The organism is Streptomyces sp. NPDC002004 (assembly GCF_053593975.1).
In genome coordinates, this window is record NZ_JBSFDP010000005.1 from 364,733 (window position 1) to 378,748 (window position 14,016).

13 protein-coding genes and 1 pseudogene are annotated in these 14,016 nt (G+C 72.6%); 7 read left to right on the forward strand and 7 right to left on the reverse strand.

What is annotated here, in order from left to right:
* Nucleotides 1–44: 44 nt before the first annotated feature.
* Complete coding sequence (locus ACWCP6_RS11965; RefSeq protein WP_450932250.1) at nt 45–2,861, reverse strand: penicillin acylase family protein; 2,817 nt, start codon at nt 2,859–2,861, stop codon at nt 45–47.
* Between the two features lie 304 nt (nt 2,862–3,165).
* Here ACWCP6_RS11965 and ACWCP6_RS11970 point away from each other — a divergent pair, with 304 nt between their 5' ends.
* Complete coding sequence (locus ACWCP6_RS11970) at nt 3,166–3,768, forward strand: hypothetical protein (protein ID WP_450932251.1); 603 nt, start codon at nt 3,166–3,168, stop codon at nt 3,766–3,768.
* Between the two features lie 72 nt (nt 3,769–3,840).
* On the opposite strand, the gene ACWCP6_RS11975 is transcribed toward ACWCP6_RS11970, so the two are convergent.
* Nucleotides 3,841–4,359, reverse strand: coding sequence for a hypothetical protein (locus ACWCP6_RS11975; RefSeq protein WP_450932252.1), 519 nt, complete (start codon nt 4,357–4,359; stop codon nt 3,841–3,843).
* Between the two features lie 123 nt (nt 4,360–4,482).
* Here ACWCP6_RS11975 and ACWCP6_RS11980 point away from each other — a divergent pair, with 123 nt between their 5' ends.
* Together ACWCP6_RS11980 and ACWCP6_RS11985 are read left to right on the forward strand one after the other, a co-directional pair.
* The gene (locus tag ACWCP6_RS11980) at nt 4,483–5,211 is read left to right on the forward strand and encodes a 3-keto-5-aminohexanoate cleavage protein (RefSeq protein WP_450932253.1); all 729 of its coding nucleotides are present in this window, start codon (nt 4,483–4,485) and stop codon (nt 5,209–5,211) included.
* Nucleotides 5,212–5,400: 189 nt separating this feature from the next.
* The gene (locus ACWCP6_RS11985) at nt 5,401–6,480 is read left to right on the forward strand and encodes an RNA ligase (ATP) (RefSeq protein WP_450932254.1); all 1,080 of its coding nucleotides are present in this window, start codon (nt 5,401–5,403) and stop codon (nt 6,478–6,480) included.
* Nucleotides 6,481–6,697: 217 nt separating this feature from the next.
* Here ACWCP6_RS11985 and soxR read toward each other — a convergent pair whose 3' ends face one another.
* Nucleotides 6,698–7,177: a redox-sensitive transcriptional activator SoxR gene (gene soxR, locus ACWCP6_RS11990; protein WP_450932255.1), complete on the reverse strand. Its 480-nt coding sequence runs from the start codon at nt 7,175–7,177 to the stop codon at nt 6,698–6,700.
* A gap of 191 nt (nt 7,178–7,368) precedes the next feature.
* Between soxR and ACWCP6_RS11995 the strand changes: the two genes are divergently transcribed.
* Complete coding sequence (locus ACWCP6_RS11995; RefSeq protein WP_450932256.1) at nt 7,369–7,830, forward strand: MaoC family dehydratase; 462 nt, start codon at nt 7,369–7,371, stop codon at nt 7,828–7,830.
* Here the strand turns inward: ACWCP6_RS11995 and ACWCP6_RS12000 are convergent.
* The 3 genes from ACWCP6_RS12000 to ACWCP6_RS12010 form a co-directional block, all read right to left on the reverse strand.
* Nucleotides 7,821–8,456: a TetR/AcrR family transcriptional regulator gene (locus ACWCP6_RS12000; RefSeq protein ID WP_450932257.1), complete on the reverse strand. Its 636-nt coding sequence runs from the start codon at nt 8,454–8,456 to the stop codon at nt 7,821–7,823. The two genes, ACWCP6_RS11995 and ACWCP6_RS12000, sit on opposite strands and share 10 nt — an antisense overlap.
* A 56-nt stretch (nt 8,457–8,512) precedes the next feature.
* Nucleotides 8,513–8,800, reverse strand: a complete 288-nt coding sequence (locus ACWCP6_RS12005) for a YiaA/YiaB family inner membrane protein (RefSeq protein WP_450932258.1) — start codon at nt 8,798–8,800, stop codon at nt 8,513–8,515.
* A gap of 88 nt (nt 8,801–8,888) precedes the next feature.
* On the reverse strand, nt 8,889–10,040 hold the full coding sequence (locus ACWCP6_RS12010; RefSeq protein ID WP_450932259.1) for an acyl-CoA dehydrogenase family protein: 1,152 nt from the start codon (nt 10,038–10,040) through the stop codon (nt 8,889–8,891).
* 64 nt (nt 10,041–10,104) lie between these two features.
* On the opposite strand from ACWCP6_RS12010, the gene ACWCP6_RS12015 reads away from it, so the two are divergent.
* The 3 genes and pseudogenes from ACWCP6_RS12015 to ACWCP6_RS12025 all read left to right on the forward strand — a co-directional run.
* Nucleotides 10,105–10,746, forward strand: coding sequence for a TetR/AcrR family transcriptional regulator (locus tag ACWCP6_RS12015; RefSeq protein WP_450932260.1), 642 nt, complete (start codon nt 10,105–10,107; stop codon nt 10,744–10,746).
* Between the two features lie 78 nt (nt 10,747–10,824).
* Nucleotides 10,825–11,595 (forward strand): ArsR/SmtB family transcription factor, encoded by a 771-nt coding sequence (locus tag ACWCP6_RS12020; RefSeq protein ID WP_450932261.1) that lies wholly within the window; start codon nt 10,825–10,827, stop codon nt 11,593–11,595.
* Between the two features lie 95 nt (nt 11,596–11,690).
* A pseudogene (locus ACWCP6_RS12025) lies at nt 11,691–12,644 on the forward strand (DMT family transporter); the annotation flags it as partial.
* A 272-nt stretch (nt 12,645–12,916) separates the two neighbouring features.
* Here the strand turns inward: ACWCP6_RS12025 and ACWCP6_RS12030 are convergent.
* On the reverse strand, nt 12,917–13,996 hold the full coding sequence (locus ACWCP6_RS12030; RefSeq protein WP_450932296.1) for a zinc-binding dehydrogenase: 1,080 nt from the start codon (nt 13,994–13,996) through the stop codon (nt 12,917–12,919).
* Between the last annotated feature and the right edge of the window lie 20 nt (nt 13,997–14,016).

The window sequence follows — 14,016 nt, forward strand, 5'->3', positions numbered from 1 at the left end:
CGCCAAGGGGCCGGGGCGCTCACCCCGGCCCCGGTCCTGCCGGTCTAGCGATGTGCGGGGAATTCGACGACCTGCTGGTACGTCGGACGGTTCTGCCACTGGATCATGCGGTGGGTGATGCCGCCCAGGGCACGCTGGGCGATGGCGTCCGCGCACCACTGGTCGCCCGCGTGACAGCTGTCGTCGCCCGGGTACACCTCGGCGGCGGACTTGTCGGCGGCCTGTCCGAGCGTGGTGAGCAGCACGTCACGGCACGCGTCGAGCTTGCCGTCGCCGCAGTACGTGCGGGCGAGCGGGCCCTTCACGGGCTGCCCGAGCACGGCCCGCAGATCCTTGTCGACATATCCCCACCAGCCGTACTGGAAGGCGGAACCCGCGTGCCCGCCCGTGGGGCCGTGGCCCGCGGACGGTGACTCGTCGACGCCGAGCTCGGAGGTCAGCGCGTCGTACAGTCCGTCGCCGAGGCCGGGCTTGAACTCGGCCGGGACGAGCAGCGGCCACCAGGCATCCATGAGGCGCACGGCGTCGGCGTGGGCGTAGGTGTGCGAGCCCGCCGAGGTCTGGTTGCGCTGGGCGCCGGCCCGGCGCCAGGCCTCCAGCTGTTCCACGGCCTTGGCGAGCTTGGGGTCGTCGACCGGCTTGCTGCGGACGACCTTCAGCAGCTCGGGCAGCACCTGCTCGCCCCGCAGATCGGTGAGGGCCGCCTCGGCCATGGCCTGGGTGAGCGAGGCCCGGGTCACGCCGCCCTCGTCGACGAGCCGTTTCACCCGCCCGTCGAGCAGATTGCCGCGGTGGACGGCGCCCAGGCTGAAGTTGGCGGCGCTGTAGTCCTTGGCCTGCTTGTTGTTCCAGGAGACGTAGTAGTCCTGGTTCACGGACTGGGGGTGCTGGGCGGGCGGGGTCTGCTCCTCGGTGTTGTCGGCCGGGTCGAAGTCGCGCCATTCGTAGGCCTGCTCTGCCTGCACCGGGAAGCTCGCGTCGACGCCGTCGGCGCGCACCGGGTTGGCGCCGCTGTTGTAGTAGGCGATGTCCCGGGAGTCCGCGTAGAACCAGTTGAAGGCGTACGAAATGTGCTGCGCCGCCTTCTGGAAGGTGGCGGCGCTCGTGACGTACGACGGGTCGTTCAGCATCTGGAAGCCGATGATCGAGTCGGCCTCGTGCCGGTAGGTCGAGCGCAGCGAGGTGTATGCGACGGGCTTGCCGCCGACGGTCGCACGGTGGGTGACGACGCCGTACTTGGTGCGGTGCACCCGCAGGGTGTAGGAGCCGGCGGCGGTGGAGTCGGCGAGCGTCGGCTTCCAGGAGTTGTGCTTCTCCAGGGTCTCCATGGGTGTGCAGGTGCCCCGGTAGAGGTAGTGCGTGGACTGTTCGGTGGGCCGGGAGCCGTCGGGTTCGCAGAGCTGGACGGCGTAGGTGTCGGTGATGTCCTGGCCCGCCGATGTGGCCGACCATGCGTAGTCCTGGCCGCGGCCGAGCTGCACGTACATGCCGACCCCGGCGAAGGAGACGCCGCGGGCGCTGATGCCTGGGCCCTGGATCTCCTGCGTCATCAGCAGCTGCGGCGCGAAGTAGCCGGTCTGCGGCCCGAAGACGGCGACCGGATGGCCGCTCGCGGTGTGCCGGCCGGAGACGAGCAGCGCATTGGACATGCCGCGCTTGGTCGCCTTCGAGGTGAACAGGCCGGGCGGGAACACGCCCTTGTCGTACATGCCCTGCAGCGGCTTCAGCTTCGGCGGGGCCTTGACCGGCGCCTTCGCCCCGGTCTTCGCGGCGCCGGTGCGGTCGAAGACAAGCGGTTCGCGCTGGACCGAGCCGGGGTCGGGCATCGCGCCGCCGCGCGGGTTCTTCGGCTTTCCGACGTACGGGAAGGACGAGCCGTCGTGGACCGTCAGCACGGTCTCGGGGTCGTTGCGCTGCCGGAAGGACTCCCACACCTTGGTGCCCTCGACGACGCCGTACTTCTGCTGGGCCTTCAGCAGGGACAGCGCGTTGTCGACCTCTCCCCCGCCGCCGTTGCCGAACAGTCCGCCGACGACCGAGGCGAGTGCGATCAGGTCGGTCAGCTTGAAGGGCTGGATCTCACCGACGTTGGTGATCGCGTCGATCTTGCCGGTGAGGACGTACTCACCGGGGAAGTACCGGCCGTTCTTGGACTGCTCGCGGTAGGCGTTGAGCCCGTCGACGTAGGCCTGTGCGTCCGCCATCGCCTGCTCGCCGCGCGGCCCGTTGTGCGTACGGATCCAGTCGACCTGCTTCTGCAGGTCCTCCTCGGTGTACGGGGCCTGCGGCCAGAACTCCTGCTCCAGGCCCTGGTTGGCGGGCGCACCGCCCGCGAAGGACGTCAGCTCGCCGCGGCCGATGTGGCGGAACAGGTCGATGAGCCACAGCCGGTCCTGCCCGGCCGCGTAGCCCGCGCCGAACTCGGTGCCGTAGCGCGTGGTCCCCTTGATGTGCGGGACGCCGTAGGTCTTGTCCCGGGTGATCGTCACGTCGTCGCGGGGACGGGTGACCGAAGCGGCCTGCCCGTCCGGGACGCCGAAGGACGAGTCGGCGAAGAACTGCGTCAGCGAGTCGTCGGTGAGGGACTGGTAGCCGGACGAAAGGGCGTCGTACGGGCCCAGTTGGTCGTCCGCATGGGGCGGCTGGATGCCGAAGAGGCGGTTGCCGAGTATCTCCGCGAGGGTGGCACTGCCGTTCGCCCCCGGCGGGAGGACGTCCGCGCACTGGCCGTGGCAGTAGTCGGCGCCCGGTGGCGGGTCGTCGGCGGCGGCCGACTGTGCCGGGGGCGCCAGGAGACCTGCGGTGAGCACGAGGACCGCGGTGGCGGCGAGGGATGTGAACCGTGGGATGCGCCGTCGCATTCCTACTCCTCCCGACGAAGTTGGGCCGGAGGTTACCGGCGGTACGCGGGTAGTTGAAGATGAGCAGGCGTCACTTTTTCGGAATCGCCACACGCGACCGAGCCGCCCGGGGCGCCCCACTGATGGCCGCCATCGGAAATCGAATGGCTCGAATCCGCCCGGCCGGGGAGCCGATCGACAGGCCGGAACGTCTATTCGGCGACGTCCGTACGACGACGCCGAGCTACGGGGCCCCGCACGGAGGAGTACGGGGCCGAGTTTCGAGTACGAAGTACGTGTGCAGGTGTGACGGAGGTGCAGGACGATGGCCGGTTTCCGGAGTCTCGCGAGACAGGTGCGCGACCCGCGCAACGATCTGGCACTGCGGCGGTACTCGCTGCGCAAGTGCCTGGAGAGGTTCGCCCCGTACGGGCATCGGGCGACCTGGGACCACCTGTGCGTCCGGGCGGGATTCGGTCCCGAGGACCGCTCCCCCGACCCGGCGCGACTGGAGTCCGCGATCGACGAACTGGAGGAGGCACGGGCCGTCTGGTTGGCCTACGAGGCCGAGTTCGCGGAGCGCCGCAGGAAGGAGAAACACGACGGGCTGCGCAGGCCCGGCAGCGTGGACGACTGGCACCGGCTCACCTGGGGCGGATTCGGGGTGGCCTGGTGCGACGATCCCCAGGTGCACCCTGCGCAGCCCCTGGCGGAGGTGCTGCGCAGGCTGATCGCGGCACTGGAGCGCACACCGGGCTCCTCCTGCCCGGTGTGCCGTGGCACCCGGCTCGTCTGGCGGCACGATCTGGACCACGAGCCGTCGTCGGGTCCGGTCTGCACGACCTGCGGCATCGTGGTGCCGAGCCCCGTCCTGACCTCCGGTGCGCTGGAGGAGGCCCGGCGGGCGCGGGTGTTGGTGTCGGCGTGACGTCCCGGCGTGCCGTTCGCGCGGGGGTGACCGTTCGGCACGCAGGGGGCTCGGGCGACACCGGTGTGCGGCTCAGGGGGTGATGACGTCCGTGTGGACGGCCAGCTTGAACTCGGCCGCGATCAGTGCGGTGGCGAGCTTGGTGTCCCCGGGGCCGCGCGCAGAAATCTTCAGGCCGACCGGGGTGCCCGGATGCACGAACATCTGCCACAGATAGGTCCGGTACTGACCGCCCCGGGTGGCCGCCGAGTCGTTCGTCGCGGTCGAGTCGTATCCCGTCGAGGCGCCCAGCGGGTCGCGGACGAAGCGGGCCCGGTACTCGGCCTGGCCCGTGTACGGGGCCCAGAAGACCAGCGCCGAGAGCAGGGCCCAGCCGTCGTGACTCGGCCAGATGAGCCCGGAGCGGGTGTCGGGGAACGCCGACGGCCGGGCTCCGCCGTGCGCCGGGTCGTGCATACGCCACGGGTCGTACGACTCCTCGTCGGCGGCGTAGGGGAAGCGGACGAGGTGGTACCCGTCCTTGTCGTAGGTGATGCGCTGCGGCCCGGTGCGTGCGGCTTCCCACTTCAGCGAACAGACGGCGACGCTCATCGGCGGATCTCCTCCTGACCGGTCGGCTACGGTTCCCGTCCCGGGCGCCCCCGTGGTGCCCCGGGCCCGTGCGGCCCTTCCGGCTGGGGCCGGTTGTCGGTGGCGGATGGCACCATCGGGGGCATGGTGCAGGTCTGTCTGAACGGTGCCCGCGGAGCGGGCGACGGTGCGGTGGTGCCCGGTTCACCGGGGGCGCTGGCGGAGTCGGCGGCGGAGGCCGTCGCGGCCGGTGCCCTCGATGTGCATGTGCACCCCAAGACCCCTTGCGGACAGGACTCGTTGTCGCCGCGTGTTCTGGCGGCGACCCTCGATGGGATACGTTCCCGGATTCGCGTACCCGTAGGGGTCACCACGGGAGCCTGGACCGAGGAGGACCCGGCGCGCAGGGCGGAGCGGATCCGGTCCTGGACCGTGCTGCCCGACCATGCGTCCGTGAACTGGCACGAGCCGGGCGCCGAACGGGTCGCCGCGGCTCTGCTGGAGCGGGGGGTCGCCGTGGAGGCGGGCCTGTGGTCGGGGACGGACGCCGCGGCGCGGTTCGCGGCCTCGCCACTGGGCCCCCGGGTGCTCCGGGTGCTCGCCGAGGTGACCGATCCGGAGCCTGAAGGCGCCGAGGACGCCGCGCGGGCGCTGCTCGCCGCGACGGGGACGGCACACGGCCGGCCCGTGCTGCTGCACGGCGTGGACGGCAGCGCCTGGCCGGTCCTGCGTCTCGCCGCCCGGCTGGGCCTCGCGACCCGTATCGGCCTGGAGGACACGCTGCTCCTGCCGGACGGCCGACGGGCCGCGTCCAACGCGGAGTTGGTGACGGCGGGACTGGCGGAGTACGAGGAAGCGCGCCGCAGCGGGTGACGGCGGGACCGACGACGGGGCAGAGCGCGCAGGACGGCAGGCGGGACCGGGGAAGGGGCGACGGGGCGACGGCGTGGCCGGGCGCGACGGTATCAGGCGTAAATCCGTTGGCCCCCTGAATTTTCCACCGGAACAGTGGTGCGCGATGACACACGACTGAGGCACGCCCAAGGAGCAGGAGCCCACGCCATGTCGACGCTGCGCGTCACCGCCGAAGTGCTGACCGTTCACGACCACCCCAACGCCGACGCCCTCGAACTCGCCCAGGTGGGCCTGTATCGCGCCGTCGTCGCCAAGGGCGCGTACCGCACCGGCGAAGCCGCGGTCTACATCCCCGAGCAGGCCGTGCTCCCGGCCCCGCTGATCGAGGAGCTGGGGCTGACCGGACGGCTCGCGGGCGGAAACGCCGACCGGGTCAAGGCGGTACGGCTGCGCGGAGAGCTGTCGCAGGGCATCGTCTGCCGGCCCGCCGCGCTGGCCGGCGTCGACCTGACCCGGGCGGCGGCCGACGGCACGGACTTCACCGATCGCCTCGGCATCACCAAGTGGGTGCCGCCGATCCCGCCCCGGATGAACGGCGAAGTGGAGGCCGCACCCGACCTCGTCCCCTGGGTCGACATCGAGAACATCCAGCGCCACCCGGACATCTTCGAACCGGGTGAGCCGGTGGTGCTCACGGAGAAGCTGCACGGGACGGCGTGCCTGCTCACGTACATCGTCGCGGACGGCGGATCCGGCGACCGGGTGCTCGTCTCGTCCAAGGGATTCGGGGCCAAGTCGCTGGCGCTGCGGGAGGATCCGCGGAACCTGTACTGGCGTGCGGTCCGCGGGCACGGCGTCGCCGAGGCCGCTGCCCGGATCGCCGAGCGGCTCGGCGCACGCCGGGTCGGGATCTTCGGCGAGGTGTACGGGGCGGGGGTGCAGGACCTGACGTACGGGGCGGACGGGCGCCGGGACACCCTCGGCTACGCGGTCTTCGACGTGGCCGCGGAGATCGACGGCTCGGTCGTCTGGCTGGACCCGGCCGAGCTGCTCGACGGCGAACTGCCGTTGGTACCGCGGCTGTACGAGGGGCCCTACGACGTCGACCGGGTGTTCGCAGCGGCCTCGGGGCGCGAGACGGTCTCCGGGCGCGGGGTCCATCTGCGCGAGGGGGTCGTGATCCGGCCCGCCGTCGAGCGGTACAGCCCCGTCACGGGCGGGCGCGCCATCGCCAAGGCGGTCAGCCCGGCCTATCTGACCCGCAAGGGCGGCACCGAGTTCGAGTAGGGCGGTGCCGGTGCCCGTGCCGCCGGGCAACCGATCTCCCACCGCTGCCGGATACGGGGGTACTGGCAGCGGTGGGACTCTTCCCGGCCCCACACCTCGGCGGGTTCGAGCCCGCCCGGCGACGGGGACGCAGCCGTTCGAGGCCGGTGGCCGGAGTCCGGGGCGACGTCCCGGGCCGGGAAAGTGGGTGGGTTCGGGGAACCCGCGGCAGCGACCCCTACTCGCCCCGCTCCCCCGTGCCCCGGCGTTCCCCCAGGAGCCGGGATCCGGTGAGCCGGTCGCCGAAGACGTCGTCGGGGTTGGACAGGACACACGTCTCCAGGGAGAGACAGCCGCAGCCGATGCAGTCGGTGAGGTGGTCCCGGAGCCGGGCGAGCTGCGCGATCCGCTCGTCGAGCTCGGACCGCCATGTCTCGGAGAGCCGGGCCCAGTCCGTCCGGGTCGGCGTGCGCTCCTCGGGCAGCTCCGCGAGCGCGTCACGGATGGTGGCCAGCGGAATTCCGACCCGCTGCGCGGCCCGCACGAAGGCGACACGGCGCAGGGCGTCCCGGTGGTAGCGCCGCTGATTGCCCGACGTCCGGCGGCTGCTGATCAGCCCCTTCGACTCGTAGAAGTGCAGCGCCGAGACGGCGGCACCGCTGCGGGCCGACAGCTGGCCGACGGTGAGTTCGTGGACCTTCTCAGGAATCTGGGGCACTCCTCCAACCCTACCGATCCCCCACCGCAACGATCCGCCCGCCGGGCGCCCGGCCCGGGACCCCGCCGTGCCTGATGCCCGGCACCGGCCCGCGGGATCCTGCCCCGCGGGCACCGCTTTCCGTTGACAGGGACCCACCCCGCCGACCATGCTGAGCAAGCGCTTAGACAACGTTTGGGAGGCCGGGACACATGGCAGAGCCGAGGATCTTCACGTCCGCCGACGAGCTGCGCGCAGCGGTCGGCGAGCCGATGGGCCCGAGCGACTGGCTGGAGATCGACCAGAAGCGGATCGACCTCTTCGCGGACGCCACGGGCGACCACCAGTGGATCCACGTGGACCCGGAGAAGGCGGCCGCGGGGCCGTTCGGGACGACGATCGCCCACGGCTATCTGACCCTGTCGCTGCTGCCGGCCCTGGTGCCCCAGGTGATGCGGGTCGAGGGCATGAGGATGGGCATCAACTACGGCACCGAGAAGGTCCGTTTCCCCGCCCCCGTACCGGTCGGCTCGCGCCTGCGGGCCACGGCCGTGCTGAAGGACGTCACGGAGGCCGGCGGCGGAGTCCAGGTGACCGCCGCCGTCACCGTCGAGCGCGAGGGCGGCGACAAGCCGGTCTGTGTGGCCGAGTCGGTGTCCCGCTACTACTTCTGAGGGCTCCTGGCCCCCACCATCCGCAGCACGAGGTCGGCGTAGAGCGCGCCGACCTCGTCGGGCGTCCGGCGTCCGGCGACGTTGAACCAGCGGGACACGTCGATGCACAGCGACAGCACCGCGGTCGCCGTGCCCCGCACGTCGGCGACGTCGAACTCCCCGGCCCGCACCCCGTCCTCGATGAGGTCGCGCACGACGGCATCGGTACGCCGGCGCAGCGCAAGGATCTCCTCGCGCGCCTGGTCGCCCAGCGCCTCGAGTTCGTACTGCACGACCCGGGCGGTGGTGTGCTGGGCGGCGTGCCAGCGCACGAAGGAGCGGACGGCGTCGGCGAGCTGCTCCGCCACGGTGCCTTCGGCGTCGGCCGCCGAACGGAGCATCTCCAGGGCCTTCTCGTGGCCGATCCTGCTGATGCGGTGGAGCAGCTCTTCCTTCGTCTTGTAGTGGATGTAGAGCGCGGCCGGGCTCATCCCGGCCCGGCTCGCGATGTCCCGGGTGGTCGTCGCGTGGTACCCGCGCTCGGCGAAGGCCTCCACCGCGGCGACGAGCAGCCTCCGGGCCGCGTCCGGGGTGACCTCACCCCACGGCTGGCTCTCGCCGCCGGCCGTCTCCTCCGCCGTGGTCATCGCTGGCCCCTTCCCTCTTCCAGGACGAACACCATACCCCGAAGCTGAGCGGTCGCTTAGAGCTTTGTGAAGGGGTCGTGCTCCGCGAGCAGCTTCTCCAGCCGCGCCTGGTCGACGCGGGTGACGAGCTGCCCGGCCTCCTGCCGGTCACGGATCACCTTGGCGAGGGTGAAGGAGGAGGTGACGAGGTAGAGGACGGCGATGCCGAGGAAACCACGGACCCAGGCGTCGGCCCGGAGGCTGTAGATGCCGATGGCCGTCGCGAGGAGGGCGACGGAGAAGGAGGCGGCGGCCTGGCCGTAGAACGCCGCCGTGCTCTGCTGCTTGACGGATGTATCAGTCATGCGCCCAGCCTCGCCGGACGGGGCCCGGGCCACATCCGTCGGAGTACTCAGACGGGTACTCAGACCGCACCCGGCGCGGGGCCGGGCGTCAGAAGGCCGACACGCCCGTCAGCGCCCTGCCGATCACCAGCTTCTGGATCTGGCTGGTGCCCTCGTAGAGGGTCATGACGCGGGCGTCGCGCAGCAGTTTGCCCGCCGGGTACTCGTCGATGTAGCCATACCCGCCGAAGACCTGCAGGGCGTTGTTCGCGGCACGGACGGCGGCCTCGGACGCGAACAGCTTGGCCTTGGAGGACTCGGTGGCGAAGGGCTGCCCGCGGTCGATCAGATCGGCGACGCGCCAGGTGAGCAGGCGCGCCGCGTCCACATCGACGGCGATGTCGCTGATCAGCTCCTGTACGAGCTGGTGGTGGGCGATGGTCCTGCCGAACTGCTCGCGCTCGGTCGCATGCCGTACGGCGGCGTCGAGCGCGGCCTGGGCTATGCCGACGCAGCCGGCGGCGACGGACATACGGCCCTTCGCGAGCGCGGACATGGCGACCGAGAAGCCCTTGCCCTCGGGTGCGATCATCGCCGACGCCGGGACCCGCACGTCCTCCAGGACGAGTTCGGCGGTGGCCTGGCCGCGCAGGCCGAGCTTGCCGTGGATCTCATGCCGCGTCAGCCCCGGGGTGTCGGTGGGCACGAGGAAGGCGGAGACGCCCTTGTGGCCGGGGGCGTCGCCGGTGCGGGCGAAGAGCAGGACGACGTCGGCCCAGGTGCCGTTGGTGATGAACATCTTGGTGCCGTTGACGACGTACGCGTCACCGTCGCGCACGGCCCTGGTGGCGAGGTTGCCGGCGTCCGATCCGGTGCCCGGCTCGGTGAGGCCGAAGCAGCCGACGTACTCGCCGGACGTCAGGCCCGGAAGCCAGCGGCGTTTCTGCTCCTCGCTGCCCCAGTGCGCGATCGACTTGGCGACGAGGCCCAGCGACACCGACACGATGCCGCGCACGGACGAGTCGCCGCGCCCCAGCTCCTCCGTGACCAGGCAGTACGCGAGGTGGTCGCCGCCCGAGCCGCCGTACTCCTCGTCGATGGTCAGGCCGAGGAAGCCGAGCCGGCCGAGCTTCCCGACCACGGAGCGGTCCACCGCCTCGGCGCGATCCCATGTGGCGGCGTACGGAGCGACCTCCCGGTCCACGAAGTCCCTGGCGAGCCGCCGGACGGCGGACTGCTCCTCGCTGAGCTCGAGGTTCACGGTGACCACTCCCGATTTAAATTAGCACTGCTAGTTTCTGTGTGGCAGCCCTACTATGTGCCGCATGGCCCGACCGCGCAAGCCCCTGCTGAGCACCGACCGCATCGTCGAAGCGGCCCGGGCGCTCGTGGACGCCGAGGGGCTCCCGGCGGTGTCGACCCGCCGTCTCGCCGCCGAACTCGGGGTCAGCGGGCCCTCTCTCTACAACCACTTCCGCACCAAGGACGAGATCCTGGAGGCGGTCGCGGACTCGGTGAGCGCCCAGGTCGACCTGTCGATGTTCGAGGACGGCCGGGACTGGCGGACCGCCCTGCACGACTGGGCCGTCTCCTACCGGGCGGCGCTGCGCGACCATCCGAACATCGTCCCGGTGCTGGCCCGCGGCCCCGGGCGCCGCCCGGCGGGTCTGCGGCTCGCGGACGCCGTGTTCGGCGCGATGGTCGGGGCGGGGTGGCCGCCCGCGCAGGCCACGTCGATCGGTGCACTGATGCGGTACTTCGTGACCGGCTCGGCGCTCGGCTCCTTCGCCGGCGGATTCGTCGACGACGAGACCGCCTACGATCCGGCGGACTACCCCCACCTCGGCCAGGCCCACCTCCTCGCCGAGCGCCAGGAGCTGATCGACGACCGGGCCTTCGCCACGGGTCTCACGGCGCTTCTCGACGGTCTGTCCCTGCAGTACGAGCAGCTCACACGCACGGCCTGACGGACCCGGGGTGCCACGGCGGCGCCCTGCGACGACCTTTCGGCCGTCGCCGCATCGTCGGGCGCGCATGCTGGTGTCATGGTCTCCAGGAACGCGTACGCAACCGCCGCGGCCCCTTCCGCCGCGGCGGGCGGGACGTCCCGCCCGTCCGGGAACACCGCCGCACCGGCACTGGCCGCCCTGGCCGCTCTGATCGCCGACGAGACGCGGGCCGCGTGTCTGCTGGCCCTGCTCGACGGGCGCGCCTGGACCGCCGGTGAACTGGCGAGGCACGCCGGAGTCACCGCGTCGACCGCGAGCGAGCACCTGGGCAAACTGGTCGCGGGCGGGCTGCTCGCCGAGGAGCGGCAGGGCCGGCACCGGTACGTGCGCCTCGCCGACGACCGGGTCGCGCAGTTGGTCGAGGACCTGACCGCGCACGCCGCGCCCCGGGCCGCGGCCCCGCGGACCCTCGCCGCATCCGGCGCACGCTCGGCGATGGCGCGCGGCCGGACCTGCTACGACCATCTCGCCGGGCGGCTCGGCATGGCCGTCACGGATGCGCTCACCGCGCGGGGGCTGCTGCGGCAGGACACCGGGTTCGCGCTCACCGACGACGGGCTGAGCTGGTTCGCCGAGCAGGGCATCGCGCTGGAGCGCACGGGGCGGCGGCCGCTGGCCCGGGGCTGCCTCGACTGGACCGAGCGCCGCCCGCACCTCGCCGGTACGGCGGGAGCCGCGCTGTGCCGGCACGCCCTGACGGCGGGGTGGTGCGTACGGATCGGCTCGGAGCGCGCGGTGAAGGTCACGCAGGCCGGAGAGGACGCCCTGGCGGCGTCGTTGGGGATCGAGCCGTCCGCGCTGCGCTGAGCCGTGTCCCTCCGGGGGCACCGATGCGGTTGCGGGCGGACCGTACCGCACACGGTTCGGTCGGCGCCGAACCGTCCCGCTCCTAGCCTCGTCGTATGACGAACTCCCCAGCCGAGTCCCCGGCGCACCCCACGGTGCGGGCCCTGCCCGAGTCACCTTCCTCCTGGCGCCGTTCGGCGGTGCTGCCCGCCCTCGCGGCGACTGTGACCGTCGTGCTGTGGGCCTCCGCCTTCGTGGCGGTGCGCAGCGCCGGGCATGCCTATGCGCCGGGCGCGCTCGCGCTCGGGCGGATGGGGGTCGGTGCGGCCGCGCTCGGCGTGGTGTGCGCCGTCCGGCGCGAGGGCCTGCCGCCGCGTACGGCCTGGCGGGGCATCGCGCTGTCGGGGGTGCTGTGGTTCGGCGGCTACATGGTGGCCCTGAACTGGGGCGAGCAGAAGGTCGACGCGGGCACGGCGGCGCTGCTGGTGAACGTCGGCCCCCTGGTCATGGCGCTGCTCGGCTCGCGTCTGCTCGGCGATCCGCTGCCGCCGCGTCTGCTGGGCGGCATGGCCGTGTCGTTCGCGGGCGTCGTCGCCGTCGGCATGTCGATGTCGGGCCAGGGCCGTGCTTCGGTGCTGGGCGTGGCACTGTGCCTGCTCGCCGCGCTTGCCTACGGGTGCGGGGTGGTGGCGCAGAAGCCCGCGCTCGGTTCGGCGAGCGCGCTGCAGGCGACGACGTTCGGGTGTCTGATCGGGGCGGTCTGCTGTCTGCCGTTCGCGGGGCAGCTCGTCCACGACGCCGCCCGGGCGCCCGTCCCCGCGACCCTCGACATGCTGTATCTGGGCCTGTTCCCGACCGCGCTGGCCTTCACGACCTGGGCCTACGCCCTGGCGCGGACCACGGCCGGCCGCATGGGCGCCACGACCTACGCCGTTCCCGCCTTCGTCGTGCTGCTGTCCTGGGTGGCGCTCGACGAGGTGCCCGGTCCGCTCACGCTCGGCGGCGGGGCACTGTGCCTGGCAGGGGTCGCCGTGTCGCGTTCGCGGGGGCGGCGAGCGCCGGTGACGGGCCGGTGCGGCCCGGGCGTTGACGGGTCGGTCCGCTGCGGATGGGCGCGCAGCACATCGGCGGCCCCGGGGGCGCGGCGTGCAGCAGGCACGACCGTCCCCGCGGCCGGGCGCACTCCGTGCCCCGGCGCGGCGCGGGCTCCCTCCCCCGGGTGTGAGCCGAGGGAGCCGGAGACCACGCCGGCGTCGGTGCGAACGGGCCCGACCCGCGGGGATCCCGACGGAGCCGAGGCCGAGGGGCCGTCCTGCCCCGAAGCCGAAGGGCCCTCCTGTCCCTAGAAAACGACCAGGGCCCGGCCGCCCTTGCCGGCGAGCATGTTGTCGAAGGCCGCCGGGATGCCGTCGAGGGCGATCCGGTCGGTGACAAGGCTGCCCAGGTCGAGGCGGCCGGCCCGGATGTGGCCGGCGAGTACGGGGAGGTCCTGGGCGGGGTTGGAGTTGCCGTAGACGCAACCGGCGAGGGTACGGCCCCAGTGGAAGACCTCCAGCGCGTTGAAGGAGACCTGCTGGTCCTTGCCGCCGATGCCGACGACGGTGGTGCGGCCGCCGCGCCGGGTGGAATCCCAGGCGGTACGGATCGTCCGGGCGCGGCCGACGCACTCGACGGCGACGTCGGCACCCTGACCACCGGTCAGCTTGCGGATGTCGCGGGCGGTGTCGTCGGATGCGACGACGTACTCGGTGGCCCCGGCGCCGCGCGCGAGGCCCTCCTTCTCGGACGAGACGTCGACGGCGACGATCGTGGAGGCTCCGGCGATACGGGCCGACTGGATCGTGGCCAGGCCGACGCCCCCCACGCCGAAGACGACCACCGTCTCGCCCTCGCGGACGCGCGCGGCGTGGTGCACCGCGCCGTAGCCGGTGAGCACGGCGCAGCCGAGGAGGGCGGCGTCGGTGAGCGGCACCCCGTCGGGGACGGGGAGCACGCAGCCCGCGGCCACCACGGTCTCCTCGGCGAACGCGGCGACGTTCAGTCCGGGGTGCAGGTCCGTGCCGTCGGCCGCCTTGGCGTAGACCGCGCCGGCGCCGACGAGGGCGTTGGCGCAGAGCCAAACCTCGCCGATGGAGCAGTGGAAACAGGCGCCGCAGGAGGGTGCCCAGTTGAGGACGACGCCGTCGCCGGGCGCGACATGCGTGACGCCCTCGCCGACGGACACCACGGTGCCCGCACCCTCGTGGCCGAGCACGCAGGGAACGGGCACCCGCATGGTGCCATCGGACAGGGACAGGTCGGAGTGACAGACCCCGGCGGCGGCGAGGCGCACCCGCACCTGGCCGGGACCCGGCTCGGGCAGGACGATGTCGGTGATCTCCAGCGGAGCTCCGACGGCGGGCAGGACGGCGGCGCGGACCACGTTCACGTACTCCTCGGGAG

Coding starts and splice junctions, on each gene's coding strand:
- ACWCP6_RS11965 (WP_450932250.1), bottom strand. CDS start 2,861: ATGCGACGGCGCATCCCACGGTTCACATCCCTCGCCGCCACCGCGGTC.
- ACWCP6_RS11970 (WP_450932251.1), top strand. CDS start 3,166: ATGGCCGGTTTCCGGAGTCTCGCGAGACAGGTGCGCGACCCGCGCAAC.
- ACWCP6_RS11975 (WP_450932252.1), bottom strand. CDS start 4,359: ATGAGCGTCGCCGTCTGTTCGCTGAAGTGGGAAGCCGCACGCACCGGG.
- ACWCP6_RS11980 (WP_450932253.1), top strand. CDS start 4,483: ATGGTGCAGGTCTGTCTGAACGGTGCCCGCGGAGCGGGCGACGGTGCG.
- ACWCP6_RS11985 (WP_450932254.1), top strand. CDS start 5,401: ATGTCGACGCTGCGCGTCACCGCCGAAGTGCTGACCGTTCACGACCAC.
- ACWCP6_RS11995 (WP_450932256.1), top strand. CDS start 7,369: ATGGCAGAGCCGAGGATCTTCACGTCCGCCGACGAGCTGCGCGCAGCG.
- ACWCP6_RS12000 (WP_450932257.1), bottom strand. CDS start 8,456: ATGACCACGGCGGAGGAGACGGCCGGCGGCGAGAGCCAGCCGTGGGGT.
- ACWCP6_RS12005 (WP_450932258.1), bottom strand. CDS start 8,800: ATGACTGATACATCCGTCAAGCAGCAGAGCACGGCGGCGTTCTACGGC.
- ACWCP6_RS12015 (WP_450932260.1), top strand. CDS start 10,105: ATGGCCCGACCGCGCAAGCCCCTGCTGAGCACCGACCGCATCGTCGAA.
- ACWCP6_RS12020 (WP_450932261.1), top strand. CDS start 10,825: ATGGTCTCCAGGAACGCGTACGCAACCGCCGCGGCCCCTTCCGCCGCG.